This is a genomic window from Halomicrobium sp. IBSBa (assembly GCF_017612575.1).
In the GTDB taxonomy this organism is placed as follows: Archaea; Halobacteriota; Halobacteria; order Halobacteriales; family Haloarculaceae; genus Halomicrobium.
Genome location: NZ_JADPQC010000005.1, coordinates 173,542 through 199,374 on the forward strand (window position 1 = coordinate 173,542; position 25,833 = coordinate 199,374).

40 protein-coding genes are annotated in these 25,833 nt (G+C 64.9%); 9 read left to right on the forward strand and 31 right to left on the reverse strand.

What is annotated here, in order from left to right:
• Positions 1-126 precede the first annotated feature (126 nt).
• Entirely contained in the window at positions 127-369 is a 243-nt protein-coding gene (locus IL252_RS13530) for a hypothetical protein (RefSeq protein WP_153552838.1), read from the reverse strand.
• Positions 366-677, reverse strand: a complete 312-nt coding sequence (locus IL252_RS13535; RefSeq protein WP_208628418.1) for a hypothetical protein — start codon at positions 675-677, stop codon at positions 366-368. The genes IL252_RS13530 and IL252_RS13535 overlap by 4 nt, the downstream gene beginning before the upstream one ends.
• A gap of 102 nt (positions 678-779) precedes the next feature.
• Between IL252_RS13535 and IL252_RS13540 the strand changes: the two genes are divergently transcribed.
• Positions 780-2,576, forward strand: coding sequence for an L-aspartate oxidase (locus tag IL252_RS13540; protein ID WP_208628419.1), 1,797 nt, complete (start codon positions 780-782; stop codon positions 2,574-2,576).
• Positions 2,577-2,622: 46 nt separating this feature from the next.
• On the opposite strand, the gene IL252_RS13545 is transcribed toward IL252_RS13540, so the two are convergent.
• From IL252_RS13545 to trmY, 7 genes are all read right to left on the reverse strand, one after another.
• Positions 2,623-2,883: a hypothetical protein gene (locus IL252_RS13545; RefSeq protein ID WP_153552835.1), complete on the reverse strand. Its 261-nt coding sequence runs from the start codon at positions 2,881-2,883 to the stop codon at positions 2,623-2,625.
• Positions 2,880-3,107 (reverse strand): hypothetical protein, encoded by a 228-nt coding sequence (locus IL252_RS13550; RefSeq protein WP_153552834.1) that lies wholly within the window; start codon positions 3,105-3,107, stop codon positions 2,880-2,882. Before IL252_RS13550 ends, IL252_RS13545 begins: the two co-directional genes overlap by 4 nt.
• Positions 3,108-3,213: 106 nt before the next feature.
• Entirely contained in the window at positions 3,214-3,444 is a 231-nt protein-coding gene (locus IL252_RS13555) for a hypothetical protein (protein WP_170093569.1), read from the reverse strand.
• A gap of 148 nt (positions 3,445-3,592) precedes the next feature.
• Positions 3,593-4,138 carry an NUDIX hydrolase gene (locus IL252_RS13560; protein WP_208628420.1) on the reverse strand — a complete coding sequence of 182 codons (546 nt, stop codon included), beginning with the start codon at positions 4,136-4,138 and terminating at the stop codon, positions 3,593-3,595.
• A gap of 54 nt (positions 4,139-4,192) precedes the next feature.
• The gene (locus IL252_RS13565) at positions 4,193-6,247 is read right to left on the reverse strand and encodes a hypothetical protein (RefSeq protein WP_208628421.1); all 2,055 of its coding nucleotides are present in this window, start codon (positions 6,245-6,247) and stop codon (positions 4,193-4,195) included.
• 70 nt (positions 6,248-6,317) lie between these two features.
• The gene (locus IL252_RS13570) at positions 6,318-7,556 is read right to left on the reverse strand and encodes a PQQ-binding-like beta-propeller repeat protein (protein WP_208628422.1); all 1,239 of its coding nucleotides are present in this window, start codon (positions 7,554-7,556) and stop codon (positions 6,318-6,320) included.
• Between the two features lie 145 nt (positions 7,557-7,701).
• A complete protein-coding gene (gene trmY / locus IL252_RS13575; protein WP_208628423.1) occupies positions 7,702-8,301 on the reverse strand; it encodes a tRNA (pseudouridine(54)-N(1))-methyltransferase TrmY in 600 nt (199 codons plus the stop codon).
• A gap of 409 nt (positions 8,302-8,710) precedes the next feature.
• On the opposite strand from trmY, the gene IL252_RS13580 reads away from it, so the two are divergent.
• The 4 genes from IL252_RS13580 (at position 8,711) to IL252_RS13595 (ending at position 11,021) form a co-directional block, all read left to right on the forward strand.
• On the forward strand, positions 8,711-9,643 hold the full coding sequence (locus IL252_RS13580; RefSeq protein WP_208628424.1) for a VOC family protein: 933 nt from the start codon (positions 8,711-8,713) through the stop codon (positions 9,641-9,643).
• Entirely contained in the window at positions 9,640-10,311 is a 672-nt protein-coding gene (locus IL252_RS13585; protein WP_208628425.1) for an alpha/beta hydrolase, read from the forward strand. Before IL252_RS13580 ends, IL252_RS13585 begins: the two co-directional genes overlap by 4 nt.
• A gap of 81 nt (positions 10,312-10,392) precedes the next feature.
• Positions 10,393-10,632, forward strand: coding sequence for an antitoxin VapB family protein (locus IL252_RS13590; RefSeq protein WP_208628426.1), 240 nt, complete (start codon positions 10,393-10,395; stop codon positions 10,630-10,632).
• Positions 10,629-11,021, forward strand: coding sequence for a type II toxin-antitoxin system VapC family toxin (locus tag IL252_RS13595; RefSeq protein WP_170093576.1), 393 nt, complete (start codon positions 10,629-10,631; stop codon positions 11,019-11,021). Before IL252_RS13590 ends, IL252_RS13595 begins: the two co-directional genes overlap by 4 nt.
• 444 nt (positions 11,022-11,465) lie before the next feature.
• Here IL252_RS13595 and IL252_RS13600 read toward each other — a convergent pair whose 3' ends face one another.
• Together IL252_RS13600 and IL252_RS13605 are read right to left on the reverse strand one after the other, a co-directional pair.
• The gene (locus IL252_RS13600; RefSeq protein ID WP_208628427.1) at positions 11,466-12,548 is read right to left on the reverse strand and encodes a site-specific integrase; all 1,083 of its coding nucleotides are present in this window, start codon (positions 12,546-12,548) and stop codon (positions 11,466-11,468) included.
• Positions 12,541-12,732 carry a hypothetical protein gene (locus IL252_RS13605; RefSeq protein ID WP_208628428.1) on the reverse strand — a complete coding sequence of 64 codons (192 nt, stop codon included), beginning with the start codon at positions 12,730-12,732 and terminating at the stop codon, positions 12,541-12,543. Before IL252_RS13605 ends, IL252_RS13600 begins: the two co-directional genes overlap by 8 nt.
• Positions 12,733-13,026: 294 nt before the next feature.
• Between IL252_RS13605 and IL252_RS13610 the strand changes: the two genes are divergently transcribed.
• From IL252_RS13610 to IL252_RS13620, 3 genes are read left to right on the forward strand one after another with little or no spacing between them, the layout of a single operon-like run.
• A complete protein-coding gene (locus IL252_RS13610) occupies positions 13,027-13,275 on the forward strand; it encodes an ArsR family transcriptional regulator (RefSeq protein ID WP_244257145.1) in 249 nt (82 codons plus the stop codon).
• 3 nt (positions 13,276-13,278) lie between these two features.
• Positions 13,279-13,566, forward strand: coding sequence for a hypothetical protein (locus IL252_RS13615; protein ID WP_208628430.1), 288 nt, complete (start codon positions 13,279-13,281; stop codon positions 13,564-13,566).
• The gene (locus tag IL252_RS13620) at positions 13,563-14,186 is read left to right on the forward strand and encodes a hypothetical protein (RefSeq protein ID WP_208628431.1); all 624 of its coding nucleotides are present in this window, start codon (positions 13,563-13,565) and stop codon (positions 14,184-14,186) included. Before IL252_RS13615 ends, IL252_RS13620 begins: the two co-directional genes overlap by 4 nt.
• Positions 14,187-14,264: 78 nt before the next feature.
• On the opposite strand, the gene IL252_RS13625 is transcribed toward IL252_RS13620, so the two are convergent.
• Both IL252_RS13625 and IL252_RS13630 read right to left on the reverse strand, forming a co-directional pair.
• Positions 14,265-14,609 carry a DUF5615 family PIN-like protein gene (locus IL252_RS13625; protein ID WP_208628432.1) on the reverse strand — a complete coding sequence of 115 codons (345 nt, stop codon included), beginning with the start codon at positions 14,607-14,609 and terminating at the stop codon, positions 14,265-14,267.
• Between the two features lie 2 nt (positions 14,610-14,611).
• Entirely contained in the window at positions 14,612-14,905 is a 294-nt protein-coding gene (locus IL252_RS13630; RefSeq protein WP_208628433.1) for a DUF433 domain-containing protein, read from the reverse strand.
• 286 nt (positions 14,906-15,191) lie between these two features.
• Between IL252_RS13630 and IL252_RS13635 the strand changes: the two genes are divergently transcribed.
• A complete protein-coding gene (locus IL252_RS13635; protein WP_208628434.1) occupies positions 15,192-15,479 on the forward strand; it encodes a hypothetical protein in 288 nt (95 codons plus the stop codon).
• Between the two features lie 609 nt (positions 15,480-16,088).
• Here the strand turns inward: IL252_RS13635 and IL252_RS13640 are convergent.
• From IL252_RS13640 to IL252_RS13725, 18 genes are all read right to left on the reverse strand, one after another.
• The gene (locus IL252_RS13640) at positions 16,089-16,301 is read right to left on the reverse strand and encodes a hypothetical protein (RefSeq protein ID WP_208628435.1); all 213 of its coding nucleotides are present in this window, start codon (positions 16,299-16,301) and stop codon (positions 16,089-16,091) included.
• A complete protein-coding gene (locus IL252_RS13645; RefSeq protein ID WP_208628436.1) occupies positions 16,301-16,513 on the reverse strand; it encodes a hypothetical protein in 213 nt (70 codons plus the stop codon). The genes IL252_RS13640 and IL252_RS13645 overlap by 1 nt, the downstream gene beginning before the upstream one ends.
• Positions 16,513-17,022: a hypothetical protein gene (locus IL252_RS13650; RefSeq protein WP_208628437.1), complete on the reverse strand. Its 510-nt coding sequence runs from the start codon at positions 17,020-17,022 to the stop codon at positions 16,513-16,515. The genes IL252_RS13645 and IL252_RS13650 overlap by 1 nt, the downstream gene beginning before the upstream one ends.
• Complete coding sequence (locus tag IL252_RS13655; protein WP_208628438.1) at positions 17,019-17,579, reverse strand: hypothetical protein; 561 nt, start codon at positions 17,577-17,579, stop codon at positions 17,019-17,021. The genes IL252_RS13650 and IL252_RS13655 overlap by 4 nt, the downstream gene beginning before the upstream one ends.
• Before the next feature lie 70 nt (positions 17,580-17,649).
• Entirely contained in the window at positions 17,650-18,297 is a 648-nt protein-coding gene (locus tag IL252_RS13660) for a hypothetical protein (RefSeq protein ID WP_208628439.1), read from the reverse strand.
• Between the two features lie 6 nt (positions 18,298-18,303).
• On the reverse strand, positions 18,304-19,152 hold the full coding sequence (locus tag IL252_RS13665; protein WP_208628440.1) for a hypothetical protein: 849 nt from the start codon (positions 19,150-19,152) through the stop codon (positions 18,304-18,306).
• 43 nt (positions 19,153-19,195) lie between these two features.
• Positions 19,196-19,651 carry a hypothetical protein gene (locus IL252_RS13670; RefSeq protein WP_208628441.1) on the reverse strand — a complete coding sequence of 152 codons (456 nt, stop codon included), beginning with the start codon at positions 19,649-19,651 and terminating at the stop codon, positions 19,196-19,198.
• Positions 19,652-19,712: 61 nt separating this feature from the next.
• The gene (locus tag IL252_RS13675) at positions 19,713-19,955 is read right to left on the reverse strand and encodes a hypothetical protein (RefSeq protein WP_208628442.1); all 243 of its coding nucleotides are present in this window, start codon (positions 19,953-19,955) and stop codon (positions 19,713-19,715) included.
• A gap of 4 nt (positions 19,956-19,959) precedes the next feature.
• The gene (locus tag IL252_RS13680; protein ID WP_208628443.1) at positions 19,960-20,688 is read right to left on the reverse strand and encodes a hypothetical protein; all 729 of its coding nucleotides are present in this window, start codon (positions 20,686-20,688) and stop codon (positions 19,960-19,962) included.
• Between the two features lie 4 nt (positions 20,689-20,692).
• Complete coding sequence (locus IL252_RS13685) at positions 20,693-21,175, reverse strand: hypothetical protein (protein WP_208628444.1); 483 nt, start codon at positions 21,173-21,175, stop codon at positions 20,693-20,695.
• A complete protein-coding gene (locus tag IL252_RS13690) occupies positions 21,175-21,420 on the reverse strand; it encodes a hypothetical protein (RefSeq protein WP_244257147.1) in 246 nt (81 codons plus the stop codon). Before IL252_RS13690 ends, IL252_RS13685 begins: the two co-directional genes overlap by 1 nt.
• A 111-nt stretch (positions 21,421-21,531) precedes the next feature.
• A complete protein-coding gene (locus IL252_RS13695) occupies positions 21,532-21,669 on the reverse strand; it encodes a hypothetical protein (protein ID WP_170092363.1) in 138 nt (45 codons plus the stop codon).
• The gene (locus IL252_RS13700) at positions 21,669-22,469 is read right to left on the reverse strand and encodes an ATP-binding protein (protein ID WP_244257151.1); all 801 of its coding nucleotides are present in this window, start codon (positions 22,467-22,469) and stop codon (positions 21,669-21,671) included. The genes IL252_RS13695 and IL252_RS13700 overlap by 1 nt, the downstream gene beginning before the upstream one ends.
• 229 nt (positions 22,470-22,698) lie before the next feature.
• A complete protein-coding gene (locus IL252_RS13705) occupies positions 22,699-22,971 on the reverse strand; it encodes a hypothetical protein (RefSeq protein ID WP_208628446.1) in 273 nt (90 codons plus the stop codon).
• Positions 22,968-23,549: a hypothetical protein gene (locus IL252_RS13710; RefSeq protein ID WP_208628447.1), complete on the reverse strand. Its 582-nt coding sequence runs from the start codon at positions 23,547-23,549 to the stop codon at positions 22,968-22,970. Before IL252_RS13710 ends, IL252_RS13705 begins: the two co-directional genes overlap by 4 nt.
• Positions 23,546-24,100 (reverse strand): hypothetical protein, encoded by a 555-nt coding sequence (locus IL252_RS13715; RefSeq protein WP_244257154.1) that lies wholly within the window; start codon positions 24,098-24,100, stop codon positions 23,546-23,548. Before IL252_RS13715 ends, IL252_RS13710 begins: the two co-directional genes overlap by 4 nt.
• Entirely contained in the window at positions 24,100-24,711 is a 612-nt protein-coding gene (locus tag IL252_RS13720) for a hypothetical protein (protein ID WP_208628449.1), read from the reverse strand. The genes IL252_RS13715 and IL252_RS13720 overlap by 1 nt, the downstream gene beginning before the upstream one ends.
• Positions 24,708-25,760 carry a hypothetical protein gene (locus tag IL252_RS13725; protein WP_244257157.1) on the reverse strand — a complete coding sequence of 351 codons (1,053 nt, stop codon included), beginning with the start codon at positions 25,758-25,760 and terminating at the stop codon, positions 24,708-24,710. Before IL252_RS13725 ends, IL252_RS13720 begins: the two co-directional genes overlap by 4 nt.
• Between the last annotated feature and the right edge of the window lie 73 nt (positions 25,761-25,833).

The following is a 25,833-nucleotide window of genomic DNA, read 5'->3' on the forward strand; positions in this document are numbered from 1 at the left end:
TCACCCACGGCCGCGTCGCCACTCGCTTCCAGGTGTTCGCGTTCGGCGACGAGACAATCGGCGAGGGCGTCCCTACGTCCCATTCCGTAGTCTTCGCTTGCGGTTTCGGTCCGAAACGTCTGTCGTTCACCCGCCCCGGACGCGGTACCAGACCGTTTCGCCGACCGGCGATCCGCCGTCGAGGTCGAGCCGTCCCACGAACAGGTCCCGGACGGCGAAGGTGACGGTCAGTTCGACGCACTCCCCGTCGTCGGCGCGGACCGTGACGACGCAGTGGCCGTCGCGTTCTTCGAGTGCCTCGATATGCCCACGCTCCCACCGGTCGACGTGGTGGTCGGGTTCTCTGGCGTGGATGCGATCGTGGTTCACGACGGGCTCCCGTCACAGCAGACGGTGTAGCGAACGTCCGCGTCGACCAGGGCGGCGATCCGTTCGAGGACGGCCGTCGTCGTTTCCAGCGGGCCGAACTTGCTCACCGTCTCTCCGTCGGCTCGCAGGGCGAGCGTCCACACTGGCGTCCCCGCCGGCCCGTGACGCCGTTCGACGACGAGCGTCCGGTCGGGAAAGGCGAGGCGACAGTGGCCGTCATCCGAGACGGTCAGCGACACGCCCTCGCGGTCGCCGAACCGCTCTCGGAGCCGCGCTTCGAGGCCGTCGGCGTGTTCTGGCTCGGTCACACCGGCCGTAGCGCCTCTCGACCGATACGTGTTTCGCGGCTTCGCGTGCGAGCACGCGCACGCGCGCGAAAGCCGTAAGGGTCCAGCGCCCCTCGTCTTGATGTGAGCAACCCAGACACTGCCGACAGCGACGGAACGTCTGTGCCCGAATACGAGCGAGTCGACGTCTCGGTACTCGTCGTCGGAGCGGGCGCTGCCGGCGCTCGTACGGCGATCGAACTCGCCGAGCGCGGCGTCGACGACGTACTGGTGCTGGGCAAACGGAATCACGGCGACGCCCACACGACGTGGGCTCGCGGTGGCATCAACGGCGCACTCGGGACCCACGATCCGGACGACTCGTGGGCGATCCACGCCGCCGACACCCTCAACGAGGGCCACTTCGTCAACGACCCACAGAAGGTCGAGACGGTGACCAGACAGATGCCCGATCGCCTCCGGGAACTCGACGACTGGGGGATGGACTTCTCCCGAACGGACGACGGCGAGATCGACCAGCGGTTCTTCGGTGCCCAGTCGTTCCGCCGGACGGCGTTCGCGGGCGATCACACCGGCGAGTCGATGCTGGAGACACTCGTCGACCGGGCACGGGAGCTGTCGGTGCCGTACCGCGAGAACGTGCTGATCACCAAGCTGCTGTCGGACGGTGACCAGTGTTACGGCGCGGTCGGGTTCGACATGGACTCCGGCGAGTTCGTGCTCGTCAACGCGGGGACCGTCGTGCTCGCGGCCGGTGGCTACGCCGCGGCCTACAACCGCCACACGTCCCGCGACGACGAGAACAACGGCGACGGGCCGGCACTGGCCTACGACGCGGGTGCCGAACTCATGGACATGGAGTTCGTCCAGTTCCACCCGACGGGGATGGCGGTCGACGAAGACGATCCCGAGTGGGAGCCCTGGAGTGGGCGACTCGTCACCGAGGCGGTTCGCGGCGAGGGGGGACACCTCTACAACACCGACGGCGAGCGGTTCATGGAGCGGTACTCGCCCGACCAGATGGAGCTAGACGCCCGCGACGTCGTCGCCCGAGCGATCGCACGGGAGATCGCGGAGGGACGTGGCACCGACAACGGCGGCGTCTATCTCGATCTCTCTCACAGAGACCGTGCGTTCATTCGAGAGCGTCTCCCGCGGATGTACGAGCGGTTCCAGGAACTGGGCGTCGACATGGCCACCGAGCCAGTCGAAGTCGCGCCGACGGCCCACTACGGCATGGGCGGGGTCGCCGTCGACGAGCACGGGGAGACGACCGTCGACGGACTGTTCGCGATCGGCGAGACGATGGCCGGCGTCCACGGTGCCAACCGACTCGGTGGCAACTCCCTGGCAGAGACCGTCGCCTTCGGCGTCGTTGCGGGCGAACGGATCGCCGAGCGCGTCGACGGAGCGGGACACCTGCCCGAGGCGGTCGTCTCCGACATCGCCGAGCCGCAGTTCCGCGACCTGGCGACACTGGCCGGTCGGGACGGCTCTCACGACGTGATGGACGTGTTCACCGAACTGCAGTACCTGCTGTGGGAACACGCCGGCATCCTGCGGACCGACGCGTCGTTGCGGGCGGGCCTCGACGCACTCGACGAGGTCCGCCGGAAGGCCGCCGACATGGACGTGGGGCCGACGACGAGTTCGTCGTTCGAGTTCGCGATCGACATCGGGTTCATGCTGACCGCCGCAGAGGCGGTCCTGCGTGGCGCACTCGAACGGACCGAGTCCCGGGGCGCACACTACCGGACCGACGAGACGGAGACGGACCCGGACTGGCAGCGCAACATCTACTTCGAACGCTCCGACGTCGGTGGCATGCGGACCGAGACGCGTCCGGTCGGCACGCCGAGCGATGCCGTCCAGTCGGCTCTCGACGAAGGGCACGAACTGGACTACCATCAGCTCGAATGAGGCCGCTCGGGCGTCCCGAGGGCCGATCAGATCGTGTGGCTGGGGCTTAGCTGTCCGGCACGTCGAAGTAGCCCAGTGCGTCCAGAATCGCGCCCAGCAGGAAGCTGATCACGGCGAGCACGACGACGAGGCTGGTCAACACCGTCGAGATGGGTTCCGGGAGCGTAAACTGGAACGCTGCGATGAACACGCACGTGACGATCCCGACCACGAGGAGAAACGACCCCGCGCTCGGGTCCTCGCCGGTCAGGAACTCGATCCCGGAGAGCGAACGGTCGGGCTGTTCGTCTGCGAGGTCGTTGCTCATGTCTCGGCCTCGGGTGCGGCTCGCTGGACGATCTGAACGAGATGGGAGACCCAGAGCCCGCCAGTGAAGCCGAACAGCACGGAGACGACGACGACTTTCGTCATCAGCTCCAGTGGGGCGACTGCTGCCAGCAGGCAGAGCGTGCCAAACAGGAGCATCAATCCGTACTGGATGCGCGTCTCGGTGTCGATCCGTGTGAGTGGTCTGGTGATTGTCGAACGCATTGTGTCTGTCTCGTCGCGACTGCAATGTCTGGTCGTCCGGTACACCGGCTCGAACTCTCGGCGGCCCGAGGTGGCGACTCCCTTCACGGAGCGACGGCCCAGCGTTTCACTCTCGGTGCCGTTCGAGCTCCGTCTCGATCTCGTCCAGCCTGCGGTAGATGGCGAGCCCGAGGATCGTCGCGGGCCAGAGGCCAACGAACTGTCCGCGCTGTTTGTCTCCCCGAACGTAGTAGTAGTACAGTGCCAGCGCGACGGAGGCGATCGAGGCCAGTGCCGCCGGGCCGAGCGTCCGTTCGGCGTCACCGCCCGTCTCGACTGTCAGTTCTTCTGTGAGCACACTGTTAACTAGTCCCACATACATATATCACTTCGGCAAGAATATCACTGCGATTTGTCTTCCGGCAGCTATCTGGCCGCACTGTTCTCTCTGCAACCGTCGGCTCCAGGTGGTGCGTGGGATACAGACGGACGGCCGGGAGACGACCCTACTGCTCGAACAGCGCGTAGTAGAGCACGCCCGTCACGGTGCGCCCGTCCCGAAGCTCGTCTTCCCGGGCCGCATCGAGGAGTTCGTCGAGCGTCGTCGTCGCGACGCGGATCGACTCGTTGTCGTCGAGGTCCTGCTGGGCCGTCTGCTCGCAGTCGCGGGCGACGAAGTAGTGGAAGACCGCGTCCGCGAAGCCGTTGGCCGGCTCGACCGTCGTCAGGTGTTCGAGCGACCCGGCCTCGTAGCCGGTCTCCTCGGCGAGTTCGCGACGGGCGGCGTCCGCGGGCTCGGCGTCGTCGGACTCTATCGAGCCGGCCGGGAGGCCGCGGTTCACGCGGCCGACCGCCTGTCGCCACTCCTCGATGACGACCACGTCGCCGTCGGGCGTCAGCGGGAGGACGACGACGCTCTCACCCTCCGCGAGGTAGTCGAATTCGGCGTCGGTACCGTCCGGGAAGCGAACGCGCTCGTTGCGTACGTCGAACCCCGCACAGCTGTAGGCGACGCTGCGCTCTATGGTCTCCCAGGCGAGTTCGTCGGTCATGTCACAGCGTGTGTGGACGACGATCAAAAGGCGTCCGGAACTGCCGGCCCGGAGCTACAGCTTCTCTGCGTCGAGGGCCTGATCGACGCGCTTGCGGGCCTGTGACAGCCGTCTGTCGACCGCTCGCTCGATGGGGTCGGGGAGACCGTCTGCGGCCCGTTCGAGGTTGTCCGCGACCTGCTCGAATCCGCTCTGGACGGCGACGAGCCGACGGTCCGCTCCCTCTCGGTCGCCGTCTGCGGCCCGCTGGGCCGCTCGCTGTGCGGCGCTGCCGGTCGCTTCCAGCGCTCTGACGAGTCCCTGGACGGCGTTTGCCCTCCCGTCGAGGTCCAGTCCCTCGATCTCGGCGCGCGTCTCCTCGGTGATCGTCGCCAGAAAGCTCGCCAGCGATTCTTTCCCGGTGGTCGGCCGCTCGATTGCGATGCGGTCCTCGTCGGTCGGATTCACGCGGACGGCCCCGAGTTCGTCGTCGCTGTCCCGGATCTCGCCCGTGTAGGCACCGCCGCGGTGGACGTAGACCGCGTCTGGCCCCTCGACCGGCGCGTCGTAGAGTCGCCCGCCGAAGTCGTCTTCGAGCGCGAAGTCGGTCACGTCGGCCTCGCTCTCGGTCGGGTCGACGGTCACCTTCGTCGCGTCCTCGCGAGCCACGAGCGGGATCTCGCCGTCGACGCCGGCCGCCGTCACGCCCTCGTCTTCGACCGTGATCGACTCGCTGTGCGGTTCGACACCCGCTCCGTTGACGGTGAGACGGTGCTGGCCGGAGTCGACGCCCTGTGCCACCGCGACTCCCTGGAACGTCGGGACGGCACTCGGCTCGCTCTCCAGCAGCGCGACGGACTCGACCGCGCTGTCCTCGGTGGTCACGCCTTCCCCGTCCGGAGCCTCGCCGTCTTCGACGAGCGAGGAGACGGCGGTGACGACGGCGTTGATCGGTGCCGGCTCGCCGATCGCCGCGTAGCGGTCGGCGAGTTCTCGGCGGTGGTTCGGGTCCGAGATGTCCGCTGCGGGGTTCTCGTAGCGAGGCTGGGTCCAGGGCTCTCCGGTCGTCGTGATGTGGCCGGCGACGGCGTCCTCGACGGCTTCCGGGACCGAGAACTCGAAGCTCAACTGCGGGCCGGTGAACCCGGAGATGTGTTCGAGGGCCGTCGTCGGTCGCAGTTCGTACGCCACGTCCGCGTCGGTCTCGGGGTCGTCGCGGCCCTCGAACTCGAAGACGAGGCCGGTCTCGCGCTCGGGGAGGTCGGTCGGCGGCGCGGTGAGCGCGTCGAACGACCGGATCGTGAGCTCCGCGGGGACGAGATCTTCGGGTTCGACCGACGGCAGCCGGTCGTGCTCGTAGACGGGTGCGCCGTCGAGTTCCGGGACGACGTAGGGGAGCCGACTCCCCTCGTCGCGGGGCAGCCCGTAGGCGACGGGGATCGAGGCGAGGGACTCGACGTCGTCGACGACGCGGTTGGTGATGTCCGCGATGTCGCCGCCCGTCGGCAGTCGCTGGAAGTGGTCGCGTTCCTCGTTGACCGACAGCGCGCTCGAATGGGAGCCCAGTTCCTGGAGGATCCGCGGCACGGTCCGCTCGGGGTCGAGGAACTCGTTGTTCGGGACCTTGCGCGAGTGGGAACTGGCGACGAAGAGCGCGGGCTCGTCGCTGTCGGTGTCGACGAAGACGTGGAGCACCTCCCAGTCGTGCCAGTGGAAGTTCGTCGTGAACTGGTCGAAGGCGCTGTAGGCCCAGTACTGGACGACGGCGAGCGGGGAGTCGTCGTAGGTGACGACGTTGTGGAAGACGGTCGGGTCCGGCGGCGTCTCGGCGGCTCGAAACCGTTCGGTGTAGCCGTCGAGTGCGTCGAATCCCGCGACGACAGTTTCGCCCTCGCGCTCGCTCTCGTAGGGGCGTGGATCGGTCGGGTACCACTGCTCGGCGCTGTCGAAGTACAGCGTCGGTGCGAAACGCTCGGCCAACTCGCGAGCGCGGCCCTCGTCGACCGGCGTCGTCGTCGCGTCCTCGCCGGATTCCAGCGCGCTACAGCCGGCCACTGCGCCCGTCCCGACGACGGCGGTGGCGGCGAGGAAGGCACGCCGGTCGAGGGGATCGGAGGCGTACTCAGTCACGTGTGTCCCTCGCCGGGCACGTCAAAAGGTCTTCTGGCACTTTCGGGACCGCCCCAGCCGTCACCGCCGGTCACTCGTCGGCGACGATGCGGTACAGCCCGCCGGTGGGGCCCTCGCCCTCCAGCGACGCCTCGGAGGTTCGCTCGGCGACGTAGATCGCGCTGTCGGTCACCAGCGGGGTGCTGGTGACCTCGCCCTCGGCCGGGACGGTCCAGACCTCTTCGCCCGTCGACTTCGCCAGCGCGGACAGCGTCGGCTCGTAGGACCCCACGAGGACGTGCTCGCTGGTCACGGTCGGACAGCCGATGACGGGGCCACCCACGTCCGTCTCCCACTGCTCGTCGCCGCTGTCGGTGTCGAGAGCGTACAGCGACTCGTGCTGGTCGCCGACGTAGACGGTGCCCGTCGCTCCCTCGACGGCGGGGCCGGCCATCACCGACGCGCCCAGATCGGTCGCCCACTGCTCGGTGCCGTCCGACAGCGCGACGCGGTAGACCCTGTCGCTCCACGAGCCGAAGAACGCGCTCCCGTCCCAGGTCGCGATCGGCCCCTTGATTTCCTCGCCGGTGTCGTAGCGCCAGAGGAACTCGTGGTCGGGATACGACCAGCCGTAGAGGGAGCCGTCGTTGGAGCCGACGACCAGCCGACCGGCCGCCCGGTCGATCGCACACGTCGAGTGTGGGTGGTCCGTGATCCGGCGGTCCTCCCAGCGGACCTCGCCCGTGACGGCGTCGAGCGCGAAGATGGCACCGCTCGGTTCGTAGTACTCGACGGCGATGTAGAGCCGTCCGTCGTGGTAGCCGGGACTGGATCCGATGGCGTCGCCCAGCTGCGTGCGCCAGTACTGCTCGCCCGTCTCCAGATCGAACGCGTACAGCGCCCCGTCGTACGCGCCGACGTAGACGGTCCCGTTCGCGATCGCTGGCGTGCCGTGGAATCCCCGCGACGTGTCCGTGGCGTCGGCTCGCCACCGCCGTCTCCCGTCGGGCCGGACCGCCCACACCTCGCCGGTGTCGCCGGTGACGACGATATCGCCGTTCGGTGCCAGCACGGGACTGCCCTTCGCCGCGGTGTGTCCGCCCGTGTTGAGGCCGTCGAGTCGCCAGTCGACGGTCACCGACGAGGGAATCGTCTGTTCGGGGAACACACCCCGTCTGGTGGTTTCGCCACGGAACTGCGTGTCGGCCGTCTCGGCTGGCGGCCTCTCCGGGCCGCCTCCGAGCGTCCGCAAGCGACCCATGCAGCCCGCGGTCCCGATCGCCGCGGTCGTTCCCACGCCTGCGAGGAACCGCCGTCTGCGCTCGTCCATACCTCTCCCCAACGCGGGGATCGAGTCAAGTGACTTTCGCACGCTCCGGGGGCACGCTCCTGGCTCATACTACCGGCTGTACATCTGTGACCGATTTCGCCACCCCGAGGTGGCGAAGCTCTTCACGAAGTGACAGCCGGCAGTATCACTCGGTGGACCGGTAGCCGTCGGTGTCGAGGAAGTTGTGGGCGACGGTGATCGCGTGGTTGGCGTGTAACGGCTGTGGGCCAAGCGAGAGCCGCCGGTCGACGGCGTCGTCCAGCAGGGCCTGTTCGGCGTCGGTGAAATCTCGGTGATCCGAGAGGACGAACACCGGATCGGTCGGCGGCGTCGCGTCGACGACGGGATCGCCGTCGGCGTGCAACTGGACGACCGTCCCCGCCGTCGCCACGTCTTCGAGCGTCCCCTCGAATCCCCGGCGGGTCAGCGAGATGCCGGGCGACGTTTCGACTGGCACGTGGCCGATGGCTTCCTCGCGCTCTTCGAGAGCCGTGCGAATGAGGGCCGCCGTCGATCGCTCGTCCGGGTTGAGCCGCCGGACCGTGTCGCTGTCGACGGTGACCGTGTACTCGTCGCCCAGCACGAGGTGGACGCGCACCGCCTCGCGGACGTCGTGACTGAGGAAGACGGCGGCCGAGACACACCGACAGAGCACGTCGAGTCGCCCCGCCGCCCCCGCGAGATCGTCCAGCGAGAAGTCGGGCGTCGTGGGGGCGTCGTGGCCGATGATGACGAACTGGCGCATACCGACGGCGAGGACGTGTGGGGACAAGAACGCTCGCTTTCGACGTCGGAGTGTGGGAAGCCAGAATCGGGGACAAGACACCGAAAGCCCTCGTGCAGTTCCGGTCCCGCGACTCGCTGCGCTCCAGTAGGTGCTTACGTCGTCGGGGTTCCCGGAACTGCACTCGCCCTTTCATCCGCCAGGCGTGTGGATAGCTCTACAGTCTACGTCCTGGCGGATGAAAGGGCGAGGCACGGTTGGGCGGTCTGCGTGGGCCCTATCCGACCGTCGGGAGGATATCCCGCACAGACCGCCCGAGCGGGCCGAGGGCTTTCGGTGTCTGCACTTCGGTTTCGTCTGCTGCTCTCGAACCCCCTCTTTCGTCTGCCGCCGGGACTATCACCACCGATCCCCAACAGACGTTTATCAGATGCTCACCGACACGCCGGGGATCCACCACGTCACGTCGATGGTCGGGGACCCGCAGGCGAATCTCGACTTCTACGCCGACGTGCTGGGCCTGCGCCTCGTCAAGCGCACCGTCAACCACGAGGACGTGCTGCGCTATCACCTCTACTACGGCAACGCCACCGGCGACCTCGGGACGATCTACACCTGCTTTCCCTACCCCAACGAGCCGCCGGGGCGGCGCGGGCGACCGGGAATCGACGCCGCCGCCTTCGCCGTTCCGCTGGGATCGCTCGACTTCTGGGCGGACCGCCTCGCCACGCACGGCGTCGACGCCGAGCGCCGCGAGCGCTTCGGCGAGTCCCTGCTCCGGTTCGAGGATCCCGCGGGGACGCGCCTCGAACTCGTGGCCGCCGACGCGCCGGTCGACTCCTGGCAGGCGGGCCCCGTCCCAACCGAGCACGGGATCAGGGGCCTCCACGGCGTCACGACCCATCCCGTCGATCCCTACCAGACCGCGAGCGTCCTCGAAACGCTCGGCCTCGAACAGGTCGCCGAGAGCGATGATCGGGTCCGCTACCACGCACCCGGCGACCACGCGACCGTCGTCGACCTGCTCGACCGCGAGGGGGAGTTCGGCCGCGAGGGTGTCGGGACGATCCACCATGTCGCCCTGCGCGTCGCCGACGACGAGTTGCGCGAGTGGCACGATCTCTTCCGGGACCGTGACGTTCGCGTCTCGCGCATCCACGATCGGCACTACTACCGAGCGATCTACGTCCGGGAACCAGGCGGGATCCTGATCGAACTCGCGACGGAGTCACCGGGGCTCACGGTCGACGAGGACGCCGCCGACCTCGGCGGGTCGCTCGTCCTGCCACCGTGGGCCGAAGAGGACCGGTCGATGATCGAGGAGCAGTTGCCTCCGGTCGAGGTCCCTCACCGCGACGGATGAGTGAGGACCGCCCGACTGACGATGTCCCCGGCCCCCACGGCGGCCGGCCGATCGTCACCGCGGGCGCGCCCCGAGGAGCCACGGAAGCCGTCGTCCTCGCACTCCACGGCCGGGGCGCGACCGCACAGGGCATCGTTGCCCTCCTCGATCCGATCTCCCACCACGGCGTCACCGTCGTCGCCCCTGACGCCCACCGAAGCAGGTGGTATCCCTACGCTGGCACCCAGCCGATCGAGCGCAACGAACCACACGTCTCGTCTGCCCTCGCCGTCGTCGAGGCCCTCCTCGAACACGTCGTCGAGACCTTCGGCGTGGACCGTGACCACGTCGTCCTCGTCGGCTTCTCGCAGGGGGCCTGCGTCGCCGCCGAGTTCGCCGCCCGCAACCCCGACCGGTACGGCGGCGTAGCCGTCCTCAGTGGCACGCTGCTCGGCCCGACGATCGACTCCAGTGGCTTCGCGGGGACGCTCGACGGGACGCCGGTGCTCGTGGCCTCGGGCGACGAGGATCCACACGTCTCCGCCGACCGGGCCCGAGCGACTGCGGAAGTGTTCCGGTCGCTCGATGGTGATGTGACTGAGCGTCGCTACGAGGGCGTGGGTCACGAGGTCACCGACGACGAGTTCGATTTTCTGGGGTCGCTGCTCGAAACGCTGGTCGACAGCTGATAGCCGTCATTGGTTGGATCGTGCAGTCGGTCGGCACGTGGTGGCGGTAGCCTTTTCAACTCTGTAAACGGGTGTTTACACATGGGGACGAAGCACGTCCGGCTCGACGAAGACGTCTACGAGACGATCCGAGCGCGAAAACACGAGGACGAGACCTTCTCGGAGGCCGTCGCTCGGCTCGTCGGCGGCCCCTCGCTGCTGGAGATCGCCGGTATCCTCTCGGACGAGGAAGCGGACGGGTTCCGTGAAGCAGTCGACGAGGTAGACGCCGTCGACAACAAGGATCTCGACGAGCTGGTCGACCGTTTCGAGGGCACATGATCCTCGATACGTCGTTTTTGATCGATCTAATGAACGGACAGACCGACGCCGTGACGAAGGCCGGTCAGCTGGACTCGAATCCCGTTGTCGAACGAATTCCCGCGCAGGTCGTGTACGAGTTGTACGTCGGTGTCGGATACACCGAGACGCCCGAAGCGGAGGTCGAGAAGATCCAGTCGATCGTCGACACTCGCCCCGTCGAGGAGACAACGCCGGAGATCGCGCGTCTCGCTGGCCGGCTCAACGGGTCACTGAAGCGTCAGGGGCAGACGGTCTCGACCGGAGATATACTGATCGGAGCGACTGCACGCCACTACGACGAGCCGGTCGTTACCGGCAACCCCACCGATTTCGAACCGATTCCCGACCTCGAGATCGAGCGATACTGAGACACGGTCGCCATGGCAACGAGCGTCGATGCCGCAGTCGACAGTTGCTGCGAACCAGCATCAACTGTCAGTTCATGCGTGGTACGAGTCGGGCTCGTTTTACGATCTCGGCCCCAGCAGATGAGTTCTCCAGGGTGATATCTTTACGTTCGCTGTTTCTCTTGCACGCACAAACACGATATTTACCCAGTGATTGCATTTGAGAGTCCTCAGTGCAACGCTCGATGTGGAACGGTCCTGCTGTATCGAACAGCGACCACGCAATGATCGTGTTGTGTCACCAAGCCGGTGAAGTAGCGTATTTCGTTCTATCCCAACGTACACTGAACTCTGCGTTCTCAGGACTTCTCGCGTAGTAGAGTGAAAATGGGCCGGCGCGATTCTGGTTTATCGCGATTCGTAGGGTCCTGTGCATGGTCTACTTCCCGTTTTCTGATCGTCGTGTTAGTTATCATCATTCTGAAATTCCAGTTGGTCGATGAGCGATCGGCGGCGGTCTTCCATCCGCTCGCGCAGTCGTTCGCGGCGCTCCTCGGGAGTCGCCTTGTCGTAGTGGTCCTCGATCGTCTTGACCGAGGCGTTGACCCGTTCTGCTACGTCCTGGGGCGGCCAGCCGCGGTTGAGCAACCACGTGATCGTCCCGGTTCGGATCTGGTGGGGAGATCGGGACGAGGGGCACTTGCTGGCGTGCCGGCGGGCGGTCCAGTCGCACTCCTCTATCGTCTTCCCGTGGGGACAGAGGCCGTATGTACACGGAATGGTCGCCAGATAGCTCCAGAATCGGACCGTGTTGCTGGTCGGTCGGCCGTTCGCGCTCGCCAGCAGCGGCTGGCGACCGTGATCGTCGTTCACGTCGTAGCGGTACTCAGAGAGGTACGTCTTGACGACGGCCGCAACCTCTGGAGAGAGTGCGACCGGCCGCTCGCCCCGGCGCTTGTTCTTCAGCGGCGTCCCGGTATCGGGACGATGGCGGAACATCACGTAGGGGTTCTCGCCCAGCACCGCGTCCCGAACGTCGAGCGCTCGGAGACTGCCCTGCCGAGCGCCAGTGAACCACGCCAGTTCGAGAAAGACGTGCTGTCGGGTCCCGTAGTCGGAATCGGACTGCCGGTAGTGCTCCAGCAGGGCGCGGGCCTCCTGCGCGTCGAGCTTCGTGTCGCTCGATCGTTCCTCGGGGTCGATGTCGGGGATTCGGACTCTCTCGGCGAGGCCGTCGTCCACCGCCTCGATGTCTTCGAGGAACTCGAAGAGCATCTTCAGCGTCCACATCTCGCCTTCGAGTGTGACGGGTGCGATGTTGGCCGATCGGAGCTCGTAGTACTCGTCGAGATCGTAGCCACGCAGCTCCCCGACGGTCTCGATACCGACGCCGTCGCACCACTCGACGAAGAGCTTCAGCCGGTACTCCCAGCCGTGAACGCTCTTCTCTGTCGAGTCCGACCGGCGACGCCGAAGGTATCGGTCGCACGCCTCGCGTGGGGTCAGTTCCGACGGCTCGGACCGTCGACGGCGTCGGTCCTCAGTCATCGTCTGACTTGCCACCGTCGGCGACGAGACCGGCACAGTCGGCGCACGTCGGCAGTCGGTCGCGGGCGTCGACGCCGTCGGCCGCCGCGCCACAGGTCGCGCAACTGCCAGCGTCAGAATTATTGGATGGCGATGCCTCAGTCTCTGCACGGGGCTCCAGCCCCGTCGAAGTGGTTTCGATCATAGCTATCGGTGGAACCACCTTTTCGGGCGGTGTTGTTGCACCGCCCGGCTTCGAGAACCGAGGAGAGTCATCATCAACCGACCAAGCGGTTCCTACCTCACCAATAACACTGCTATGTTATAGATGTTACGCTGGCGCTTAGAGTATAGCATATAGTTATAAATGCTATATTCCGGGCCTTGACGTTCTAAAACGCCATATTTGATGTAAATGAGACGTTCAGGCGCATGGATGACCATATGGGATGACCGAATCCTTGAGATTGCTCGTGACGAAGACAGTGTCTCCCCAAAGATGCTGGAAGATACAGGGTTGATCCGAGTCACGAAACAACAGATCTCTCGTCGACTGCGGAAGCTCGCCGACAAGGGCCTCTTGCTCGATCTCGGAAACGGGGTCTACGTAATCACCGACCGGGGCGAGGCGTACCTCAACGGTGAGATCAGCACGTACGAAGACGAGCAGGACGAGCCGATCGACGTGAACGGGGAGAACGGGAACAACGGCACGACCAGCACATCCGAGTCGGAGAACGCGGGGTAACACATGGATCGGAAGACAGCCAGTTGGATGAAGCGCGAGGATGAGCGGATACTCGAATATCTCGAAGAGGAAGAGTGGGCCGAACCGGAGATGATCTCACGGAACGCCTTCACGAAGGTTTCGACGGCCCACGTCTGTGAACGGCTCGAAATGCTCCGCTACGCCGGTCTTGCGGATACGATGGGGCTGGCAAGCTACGAACTCACAGGTGACGGCCACCGGTATCTCGACGGCGAGCTCGACGCCGAGAACCTGCCACGGCCGACTGTTGATCGGGTGCTACGGAAATGACCGATCAGTCGGGCTTAAACGATACACGCAACGATCCACAGGCGCAGAGAGTCGTACGAGAGATTGAACGGTTCGTCGAGACGTTTGAGGAACGTGCTGGAAAGCACGCTGCTGACGTAATTCTTGATGGTAACAATCTACACGGTAGTCAGATCAATCAAGAACCCGAACGGTTTGTCGAGGACAACCTGATTGAGCCAATCGCGAACGCTCTGAATTTGAATGTCCGATTTCGCCCGAAAGGATTTACCGGGCTTGAAGGTCGAATCCCCGATTTCACTGTATTGAACCTCGATATTGAGAACTTCGGTGAAGTGAAGACTCCTGGTCAGATCGCGAGCGGTCGGAAAGAGTCTGTAGAATATCTCGAAATGGCAACAGAGCGCCCGATCGTCGGTATTGCAACAGACGGTTTCACTTGGATACTCTATACTGCGAACGAGAGCGAGAAGCCGACCTACACGAGTCACGAACGGATCTACGATATAATCAAGAAGATCAGGATGGAACAAGCACACGAGCGTGCTGAACGGCGTTCTCGTCCTCCACTTCGTGAAGCTGCATACGGTCTGGTTTCAGAATTCTCAAAAGCTGCCATTAAAAAGCGGATTCAGCAGTAACCTGTGTCAGCGTGGAACGGGGTCGGATTCCGTGGAGACCAGAGGTGAAATGACCGACTCTTTGTTTGCTGGGGACTGTTACAGCCAGTCTTTGCTCCCGAACTCCAGCCCACGGAACTCCGATTCGGGATACGTCGACGCCATCTTGTGGACGATCTCGGCCACTTCTCGGCCCGAGAAGTCCTGATCCACGAAGTAGATCGCGCAGTGGTAGGCGTCGTGGTCGTGGTCCGTGATGAAGTCGTCGTCGTAGGTGAGGATCACTCGCTCCTCGCGAGCGGAGTAGCGGACGATCTGGTCGTCCGTCGTCCCCAGGTCCAACTCTGCTACGTCACCGACGTGCTCGACATCGTAGCCGTAGGCATCCAGCTTGTGGCGTACCTGCGGCTCCATGTTCTCGTCGAGCAGGAAGCGCACCGTCATCCTCACTCATCAGGTGGGGTGAGCGTCGACTCTTCCCGCGCGATCTCCGCGGCCTCCTCTCGCTGGCGTTCCACGGCGTCCATCTCGTCGGGATGGTCGTGGTAGTACGCCAGCGCGTGGTAGACCTTCGACAGTGGGAGATCGTGCCGGTCAGCTACGGTCTCGGGCCGCAGCCCGCGCTCCTCGACGCGGTCGTGGATATAGCCAACCGTGATGCGACGGCCGCGGATGTGCGGCTCGTCGTGAATGTCTGACTCGTCGCCTGAAACTACAGTTTTCTTCATCTGCTTCGACATTGCTACACTACGATATTGTAGAGCGGCACACTTGAGTTTTGCCGGTAGTTCCCTCTCAGTTGCTGGGAAGACTCTCTGGGTGCGACCGCATGGGGTTACGCGTCGAGAAAATGGCTTCCTCCAATATGAACACGAGACTGGGTCACTCCGTGTTCATATTCGCGGCTCGTCCCTGATCGTGACCACGAATCTCCTCGGCAGTTCAGCACTTCACCCCCAAATCGGGCCGAAATGGCCCGTCCAGTGAGCCGAAAAAACTAGGATTCCGGGGGTCGTGTTCACGAGCATGGCGACGAAAGACGTTCCCAAGTCCGTCCGCATCCGCACTGGCGATGGTAACGAGTATCGTTTCGACGCGATCGAGCAGGCCGCCGACTTCTACGACTGCAATCGATCGGACGCTGTGGCCTACGCCTGCGACAACGTGCCGGCACTCGTCGAGGCAGCTCGGGACGTGCTGGAGCGGGACGACCTGACGACCAAGCAGAAGCGCGAGATTGCCAAGACCATGTCGACGAGAGGGATTGAGTTCGAGATCGAGAGTAGTGTGGGCGTTGATCGAGGAGACGCATAGGACGAGACTCGATTCTACAACTCAGGAGTTTATACCATATTTTGCGGTCGCAGCTAACCAACCAACTACCCATGTCTGGAAGTGGCTTCGCAGTAGCCCTCGAAGATTCTCAGACAACAAGATTTCATCCAAAGGCCATCCGACCAGTTTCATGATGTAAACATCCATCATGATCGCGAATGCCTGAGAGAACGTCCCAGCGTCAGCGAGACCGGTCAATAAATAATACAGAATCCAGAGGCTCCCGCCATAAATATACATATTCTGGATTGTATTCTTGTTCGTAGCGGTTCCAATCGCGTAGTTTGCAGTACGGGAGCCTCGACCCATATTAACCATCAACAGAGAACAATGTATATAAATCATATGATATAGATTTAAACATTATGGTTAGGTTGTGCAGATAGGCAGTTCTTTTCTAATATAAGTGATGGAATAATCTGACTATGATACCACAGATCCCCATCGGGATGTCAATGGCTATAGTCGCGTTCACTGCACTGGCGTTCATTTATCTCCAGCTCAAACTAAAAGCGATCTGAAACAGCTACCGCGCCGGCTCGGTGACCAGCGCCAGGTCGCACCGCACCAGGATCTCGTCGTCGACGCTCACCCCTCACCGCCGTCGACGGCGTCGGCCATCGCCTGCTGCTCGTCCTGTCCCGGCGGGGGCTGGTACGGGAGCTTGCTCGCGACCGCTCGCCCGAAGCCCTCGACGCGCTCCATGCCGTACCGTGTGGGCACGCTCATCCCACCGAGGAACATCAGCAGGCCGAACGCGACCGTCTGCGTCTCGGGGAGCGCGGCCAGGGCGGCCTGCATCACGACTCACCTCCGAGTGCGTCGGCGTCCACGTCGTAGGCCGGTCCTTCGTCGGGATGGACACTGAAGGCCCGCAAGAGCGCTCTGAGCCGCTTCCGGTTCGAGCGCGACCGCTGGGCCGTCCGTCGCAGTACCTCCAACTGCGCAAGCTCGATCCCGACGAGCACCGACAGGAGCGCCGCGACCGTCCCGAGACCGATCTGGACACCCATTAGAGCAACCCTCCGATGGCGTCCCCGGCGTCCTCGACCGTGTCGGCCGCACCGCCGGCCGCCCAGTCCCACGCTTCGCCGGCTTCGCTGCCGACGTTCTCGACGGCGTCGGCCGCACCGCCAGCCGCCCAGTCGCCGGCCTCCTCGGAGTCGTCTGCCGCCTCCTCGACTGCACCGGCACCGTTGGTAAACAGCCAGTCGAGGCCGTCTCTCACTACGTCGCCGGTGCCGTCGGCTACGTCCGTTGCACCGTCCCAGGCATCGCCAGCAGCGCCGCCCACGTCACCCGCGGCATCCTGTGCGCCGTCAGCCACGTCGCTGCCGACGGTAACGGCCGTGTACATGTAGTACAGCAGCCCGAGACCGAGGATCACCATGAAGATCTGCCCGCCGCGGGACTCCGCGACCTGACGGGCGTCGGCACTGCCCTGCTTGGCAACATCGGCCACTTCGTCGGCGTTCTCAGCGAGAGCGCCGCCGGCTGCTGCTGCCGCTGGAGCTGGACTCACTGCCACCACCCCCAGAGCGCGACCAACAGCATGATCCCGGCGACTGCACCGACTGCCTCCATCGGCAGGCCGGCCGGCCCGGTCGGACCAGTCGGGGAACTATCGCTCGACGGGCCACCCGATCCCGAGGAATCCGACGTGTCGGTCGAGTCGTCCGGAGCGGTGGTCCCTCGATCCTCCTGGCTGGAGTTGGGGGTCCCGTCAGTCCGCGAGTCCGGCGTCGTCACCACCGTGTCGGCCGATCCGTCGCCATCGGTGTCCTCGACGCCTTCAGACGGGCCAACAGTCGTGTCACTACTGCCCTCGTTGCGCCCGCTGATGATCGTGTGATCCGAGCCGTTCGTTCCCGAGCCCGCCGGGTCGTCGTCTGGGACCGTGTAATCGTCGTCGCGCGAGTCGTCAGTCTGCCGGTCGATGAGGTCCTGTGTCTGCTCCGATCCGCGACTCGACGACAAGCCGCTCAGCGACGAGTCGGTGCTGTCGTCTGACTCGGAGATCGATCCGTCGGGGCTGATCTCCTTCCCGGTAGCCTGTTCCCATCTTTCGACTGCGTTCATCGCTCGATACCTCTGTTCTGAGTGTTGCTGTCGTTCATGATTGTGTCACAGATACGCTGCCGGTAGTCGATCACGAGAGAGGCCCCCCGAGGTTGCCCCCACGACCGACGCTGAGGCCCTTGAGCTTGACCGGGTCGAGGACGATCGTCGCAGTATCGTCCAGCGGCCCGATGGGATCTTGAAGCGGATTGCCGTCCTCGTCGGTGGCCGGGTTGAACCACGTGTAGCGGACGCCATCGGGTCCGCCCGATCTCCGAGCCACTCCCATGAACGTCGTGTAGGTCGTGGAGAGACACGGGAGATCGCCCTGGGCGTCGTCGTCGATCGCTGCCGCCGTCGGGAACACGCCGGCAGACATCACCCACTCGACTTCTGGGAGCGGGTTGCCGTCGGGATCAACGACAGTCACCCGGACGGGCCGGAACGCTGCCGGTATGAGGATCGCACTCTGGTCGGTACTCGCGGCGCGATCGCGACGGCGGTGGGGCCGCGGTCGGACCGTGTCGGTCGTCGCCGCCCCAGCTGCGTCTCCCGGCCGCTCGGGTCGTGGCCGCACCGTATCCGCAGTGACAGCTCCCGACTGGGTCACGGTGTGATGGGTGTCGGGCCGGGACCGGCTCGACGTGGCCGCCGAGGCCGCCGTGGCCGTCCGCGACTCGTCGCTGTCGCTCAGCGATTGTGCGGCCGCCCCAGTCGGTGCCTCTGTGAAAGTCGCCATCGGTGGTCACTCCATCGCGATGCCGACCTGGGCGATGTTGTGGGCCTTACACAGCTTGTACAGGTTGTTCGCCGAGTCGTCCTGAATCGTGTCCTCGTGGCTGGCGTCGTCGCCCGATTCCTCCCGAACCCACATCGAGTGCGTCCCGATGATGGCGTCGTTTCCGGCGTTGTTTTTGTACTGGCCAGAACACACGACGTTGTCAGTCGTCGTGTAGTTCGCGTAGTTGTTGTCTGGGTTCACCTGCCCTCGACCGTGCTGGGTGCTGCCCGACTGCGTGCCGGGCATCGCGCTCAGGAAGTTCGTCCAGTTTCGTGGGTGTCGGTCATCGTAATCTCTGTCGTAGCACTGTGCGTGCCAGAGCACTGCGTAATTGCTCTCTCGGTTGGCGGCCGCGTCGATGTCCCAGGTCTCGGCGAGCCGGGCCATCCCGATCGCCATATCCTCGTCGTGGCCGTCGCCGACGTTTCGATCGACGTAGAATACCCAGCCGTCAGAGTCGGAGTAGTCGAGATAGTAGCTCACGCTGTCGCCTTCTTGAATGTTCTTTCCGCCCTTGTTGTCTGGAGCGTACCCCATCGGATCATCATAGTCGTCAGTACCGGTCTCAGCAGCCACATCGTGCGCGTAGCGGTCAGCCCACGTCGAGTTTGCTGAGTCCCAGTCAGGGCCGTGCTCCATCCGGATGGCCCCGTCATAGTTGTTGGCGAGCGTTTCGATCCGGAAACACTCGCCGTTCGGGGTACTGATGACGAACCACTCTCCGTCAGCGATGCTCTCGGCGTCGCCGGTCGCGGAGGTGTCTTCGAGCGACCAGTTCGCCATGCCGCTCACCTTGTCTCTGAGTGCTGCCAATGCTTTGCCCCACGTCGTCGCGTTTGGTCCAGTGAAAGTCATGCTATCGTAGTGCCAACACTTTCAGAGTGGTGTCGGCGGCACTCTCGGTCATCTGTCGGTACCACAGCTTCGAGGTGTTGAGTCCACCAGGTGGGCTGAGCGAAAACGGCGCTTCAGCGGCCGTGAGCGGAATTTCGCGGTTGGTCCCGGTCTGCTGGAACGAGACCAGAACGGGCTCGTCGAAGCCCCAGACGGTGACCGTGTCGGCCGGGAATCCCCAGTCGAGGCCCTGCTGGTTGACAGAGTCGACCAAGACCGGCTCTTCGGTCACGAAATACGTCGGCTCGTCGCTGGTGCTCGTTTCGCCGAGGTACTGTTCACCTCGCTGCTCAAGCAACAGCGCGAGCAAGAGCCGGTCCGTGTCGCTCTCAAACAGATCTTCGTGCCAGGAATCGGCACCGATGTTGTACTCGGACAGCACCCGCTCGATGACGCTGTCGGGGCCGACAGTACTCATCGGCCGATCACCACGTCGTCACTGTCGTGCCGCCGTTCTGTGGCGGCTATGTCGTCGTGAGTCATATCGTACCGTCCTCCATCGCCGTGTACAGCAGCAACAGGAGCATGCACAGGGTGCTCGCCAGCAGCAGGTCGTCGCGGTTGATCGGACGCTGACGGAAGAACTCGTCCAGCGCCGAGTCGTCCGGTCCGTACTGTTGGCTTCCCTGCTCGGTGCTCGTGGTCGCTGCTGCGGTTCGTGGCCCGGTGCCAGATGCCTCTCGTCCGGTTGCGGGTCGTGTAACAAGTCCGCCGGGCGGCACGGCTCTACCTCCGTGCCGCGTCAGTCGCCACTGCCTGCTTCAGTCCGTCGATAGGACCTTCGGCTCCGCGGACAGGCAGGTCAGTGAGCGCGTTCGTTGCGACCACCTCGGTCCCCGATCCGTTCGCGTCCGTAGCGAACGCGACCGTGTACGGGGCCGTGATGGTGAGTGCGAGTGTGAAGTCCGCCGGAACGAATGGATGGAGTGGGGACTGATCGGCGTCGACGGTGATCGGCTCCTTGCCCTGGTCCCGACGGTGGATCATCCCCATGTCCGCCGAAAACAGTACGTCCGGCGTCCCGTTGGGTGCGACCTTCTGCAACTCCACGAGGGCCTGCGCACCGCTCGTGTAGTAGGCCGTGAGCGTGTTGTCTGCGCCACCGGCCGTGTAGTCGAACGAGTCTCCGGCGTAGTCGACCGAGTCGGGCTGAACCCGCTTGTCGCCCTCGTACAGCACCAGCGAGTCGGTGACCACATTCGAGTCGATCAGCTCGTGAGACAGGGAGAACGTCTCGGTGTTCCCATCTGTCCCGTCGGTCGTGAACGTCTCGTAGGCCACCAGCGACAGGTCAAAGGGGCGGCTCCCGTCGACGGACACTGCCCGCTTGGGCTGGTACTCCGCGACGGTCGTGGGCTGTCCCGGCGACCCTGTGGAGAAGGTGAAATCACCGGCTGTGATGTTGTCGCGGCTGGTGTTGGCCTCCCGAAGACGCTGCATGATCTGCTCGTTCATGCTGTCAGTCCTCCGCTCGGACGGTCACAGCCTTGCGATCGATCTCCACACGCGAGTTGTCCCAGTCGATCTGCTTCGAGGATCGGATGGCGACCTGCACCTCCTCGAAGTCGAGCACGACCAGGCCGTCGCCCTTCAGTTCGGTGCGGGTCTGTTCGCGGTAGTCCTCGTTTTGCTGCTCGGTGAGTGAGAGGGTCCGGTACTGACGGATGTTGCTGAGCCGTTCGCTCACGACCATCGGCTGATCCCGGCTCGGGGTATCCCACCGCAGGATCACCTCGGTGTCGCGGGGCAGGTCGTTCCCGTCGGCGTCCTTCAGCTCGGCGTAGATGGGGACACCAGACCCACCGTAGACGTGGTTGTCGATCTCGATGACGAGCCCGTCGACGGGCGACCACGTGAGGATCGTGCTGTCGGTGTCTTTGATGTTCGTCTCCTCGGTGGCGTCGACCTTCGCGCTGCCGAGGTTGGTCAGACTCTCCGACATCAGTTACCCCCCGAGACCCGCGCCCGGAGTTCTTCGAGGACGTTGATGCCGCCGCCGATGGCGACCTTCCGGCCAGCGCCGCCGTAGAGCGCGCCGCCAGCGGCCACTGTCGCGCCGTAGGCTTCGTTGGGGAGGTCCCGCCCCATCTTGTCTTCGACTGCGTACTGTACGAGTTCCGGTGCCATGTAGCCGCCACCGATGAGGGCCACGTCCATCACGTAGTCCTCGCTGGCGAGCGTCGACATTGCATTACCAAAGTCCATGCAATCGAGCAGTAGCGGCCCGATATCCTTCAAGAACCGACGAAATAGTGAAGCAGTCTGCTACGGTGTGAAGCACAGTGCTTCAGTCTGGGTTCAGTACGTACAGTCGTCCATCAACACGCGAACCACTTCGGCGTTGTTCGGTTCGCTACCGGGGCGCTTCCGGTCGATCTGGTCGCGCACTTCCTCGAATCGCTGGCTGTCGTCGCCGCGCAGGGTGATCTGTGTCATCATCCGTACTGTGGGGGGTTGAGGTCGTTGCCTTCGCTGCCGTAGTGCGTGCTGTCCATCGTGACGTTCTGCGTGTTGACACGGTACTGCTCGCCGTCGTCGTCGCTGTAAATCCACTCACTCCCGATCGTGCGCTCCTGCTCGTCCTCGTGCTTCTGGAGCGACGTGGGCCGCTCCCGATCGGGCGGGAGGAGTTCGTCGGGCACCCGGCGAGGGTCGGGGTCGGCCGTGTTGTCGTGCAGTTCGGCGGGGTACTCCAGAGCGGACGAGAGAGCGCCAAGTTCCAAGCCGTCAAACCCGCCGATCATCCGGGCCTGACACTGTGTGAGTACGGTCTTGTCGATCTCGGCCGGTCGCTGAGTGACCCACATACTCGACGTGCCGGCCCCTCGCCCCGTCGTCGCCAGCTCCTTGATCGGCTGGGGGAGCTTCATCTGCTGGGGCGCGACGAAGTGGGCTTCGTCGATGACGACGAGCTGGTCCCGATCGAGCCGACGGAGGGCTGAGGCGATCGTGGCGCACACGTCGCGCCACCGGTCGGTGCCCAGGTGCTTCTTGTTGCGTTCCAGCACCACGAACGGGTTGTTTTGCAGGAACGTCACCCAGTCGGAGACGGACCACTGCTCTTCGACGCGGCCGACGATCCAGTGAGAGGCGATCCCCTCCTTGACGAGACCGCGATACTCGCCGCAGTAGTCGAGTACGGCCATCGATTCGTACTCCTGGGCGTTGCTCTCCATCCAAGCCTGGGCGTGGTAGCTCTTGCCCCATCCCGATTGGGCGACGAAGGCCAGATTCACGCCTCTACCCCCGTGCAGGCACCGGTTCGGGGTGTGTCGCCGCGCCGAAGCCGGCGAGGGTCAAAGCGCTTGGCGAGTCGGCACCACCGTGAGGGGCACCGCGTCGACCGGGTAGGTGGCGGGCTTGCCCCGAACTCCAGATACTTCTCGAAGCACCGGCCACAGCGCCGGCAGATCGACCGCCCGCAACAGTCGCACGTCCGGCGTGATGTGGTACACTCGGGGTCCGTCATTCCTCGTTGTCGCCCTCCTTGACGTGCTCGGCTTCGAGCCGGAGTGTGTCGCCGCCGTAGGTCCTGACGCGCCGTTGCTCACCGTCGGCCAGAGCATCGAGGTCCAGATCGGTCAGAACGGCTCGGTCCGGTTGCTCGCCGGGACCGGTCGCGTTGCTGCTTCGCTGCTGGGTGAGGAGTGCATCCAGTAGGAGTGCGACGGCCAGCACCCACGCCATCGCCTCGGCCGTCTTCTTGACTTCGTAGGTCGGTGGGAGAGCTACGTTCATGCCAGCGCCTCCGTGTTCGCGTAGATGGCCCCCTCGGTCGCCTCGCTCGGGCCGGCAAGCAGCTCCTCCATCGCTCGCTCTCGGTCGAACTCGACGATCACCTGCTCGAAGCGGTCGAGTGAGACGCCCCACTGGCCGCTGACGTGGTGGTCCGCAACCTCTCGATCAGAGCGACCGTGCAGCCCGTCGGCCTGGTGGCGCACTGCGTCGGCCCACCGGCTGACCTGCTGTTTCCACTCGCTGTGGTCCATCTCGGCGTAGGTCGCCAGCGTCTCCGGGTCGTCGACGTCGAGGTCTTCGGGAGCGTGGTGGGCCAGCCAGATCTCGGCGAGCGACGGGCCGCCGGGCGTCTGAGCGGCGAGCACGTCGCAGATCTCCGCCACGCGCTCCTCCACGTCGTGCTCGTCCACGCCGTCGTCGGGGTCGATCCCCAACTGCTCGCGCTGGTCGAGCACGGCCGCCCGCTGCTGGGCTTCGATCTCGGCCAGCACTCGGGCGTGGGCCGTGATCCGCTCGGAGTTGTGAGGGTCGTTCAGATCGCCTTTCATCTGCCGTAGCTGCTTCATGCGTTCCATCATAGCTGTAGGTCCAGGTCGTCGGTGAGGTCACTGATAGCGTCCTGTGCCAGATCCGTCTCGGTGAGTACGATCACCAGCGCCAGCCCGGCGGTCCCGAGGGCCACCTGCTTGCCGGGCGAGAAGTCGGTGCCCATGCCCGACTCGGCAAGCCACTGGTCGACCGCGTCGTCCAGTTCGACCGGGGGCGAGCGGGCGAGGTCCTCGATGGTCTCGGCGTCCTTCTCGGTCGGTCCGTCGCTCGCTTCGGCGATCTCGCCGAGGAGGAGTGCCAGCATCATCACGTACTGGTCGCCCCACGACTCGCCGTCTGGGACCATCGACTGTGGCTCGTCGTCGGTGGTCTCCTCGCCGCTCTCGTCGTCCTGCTCGTCGCTGCCAGCGCCGGCTTCCTCTTCGATGGCGTCTGTGTCGAGGTCGAGATCGTCGAGGTCCACGTCGGCCCGCTCGTCGTCGTCGATCGCCGGCCGGTCGTCTTCGGTTTCCTCGCTGGTCTCTGGGTCCGGTTCGGGCTCTTCGGGTGGCTCCTCCTCGGCGCTCTCGGCTTCGCTCATCAAAACACCTCCTGGGGAGTCTCGCCTTCGTCGACGGGACCGGCGTCGGATACCTCGCTCTCTACCTCGACCGGTTCCTCCTCGTTGTCGCTGTCGCCGCTGGTCGCGACGAGGAAGGCCACCAGCAGGGCGATGGTTCCACCGAGGATGGCAAGCCCCGAGCGGCCGCTGCCACCGCTCGACGCATCGCTTTGAGCGTGCTCGTCCTGCTCGTCCGTACCGCTGCCGTCGGTGCTTTCACCGCTGCTCTCAGCACCCTGCTGCTGTAGCTGTTGCTCGTACTCGTCGGATTGGTCCATGTCGTCGCCCTCCTCGGGGTGCTCGTTTCCCGCTTTTGCACCGCTCTCAGCGCCCTCTACCACCGCTTCGCCCTGCTCGTCGCTCTCGTCTTCCTCGGTAGCAGCGGCACCACCGGTTCCGGGCGGGTCATCATCCCCTTCGTCGCCCTCGTCGGCGGTGCTCGTCTGCTCCATCAGCGCCGCTCGGAGTGCTTCGGTGTCCTCGTGGGCGTCGTCTGCTTTCGCGTTGATGTGCCGGCGCACACTGCTCGCGCTCTTTTCTCCGTCGTCGTTGTAGTCGCACCCCTCTGCGGGGCAAGGTGGTCCTGTCATGTGTCGGTAAGTAATGCGTCGTCAGTCTGGTCGGCGGTGCCGACCGGCGTGTCAGCGGTGCCCTTCAGCGCCGCTCGAAGGTCCTCGCGTTCCCCTGCCGTCACTGGATGAGCGTGCTCGCCGTGGTCGGCGTGACACTCGTGGCAGTCGGCGGCCATCGAGCGCGCTAAATCAAGCAGGTCGGCCTGCGTTTCCTCCAGTCGCTCGAAGTCGAGCGGGGACTGGCCGGCCGTATCCCGTACCGCGTTTATCGCTCGCGCGGCCTGCTGTGCGTGGTGCCACTCCTCGGTGACGGTGGCGAGTGTATCGTCGAGCGCATCGAGCGCGCTCAGGTAGCCGTTCCAACCGCGCTTGAGCGCGCCTTTCTGCTTGCCGGTGAGAGCGGTGGATTCACCGCTTTCAGCACCCTCTACTGCCCCTTTGCCCTGCTCGTCGTCCCGGTCGTCTGGATGGACCGGTTCGGGAGGGCGCTCGGGTTCCCTCGCGGCGAGCATCCGGTTGACCTCTTCTTCGCTGTAGTCGCAGGTCGTGCTCAGGAACTCGCAGGCTTCGGGGTCGCCCCGCTCGCAGTGCCCGCGGGCGTGGTCGCACTGCTCGCCCTTCGCCGTCTGGGCGGCGTTGGCGGCCTTTTCGTCGACGCTCTCCCTGTCGGTGCGCTTGCCGCTTTCGCGACTCGCCTTCGCCATCACCTCGCGGTGCTCGTCGACGGTGAGGGTGCCGTCGTAGTAGCTCACCCAGTCCTCGACGCCCTCGGACCGGGCGATCCCCTTGACCGCCTTCGCGTGGGGTACCGAGGCGCGTGCCTTCGAGAAGTCGATCCGGTCACGCTCGCCGTCGGACAGCGGAACCTGACCGGGACCGTCGCTCTGCTCGCCCCGACTGTCGGCAGCCTCCAGGCGCTCGGCATCGAGCACGTGTTCCGGCGTGTCGGCATCCGAGTAGGCGACCGTCTTCAGCCGCCGGTCGTCGTCCGTACACAGGTACTCCTCGTGTCGCTCTCTCGCGGCGTCTGCGGCGTCTTTACTCCCGTACTCGATTCGTGTGGTCACAGAATGAGGTCACCACCATACACCCAAACGGGAGGTAGAGCGTGTTGGGTGACTGGGCCACTCCGAGTACGAG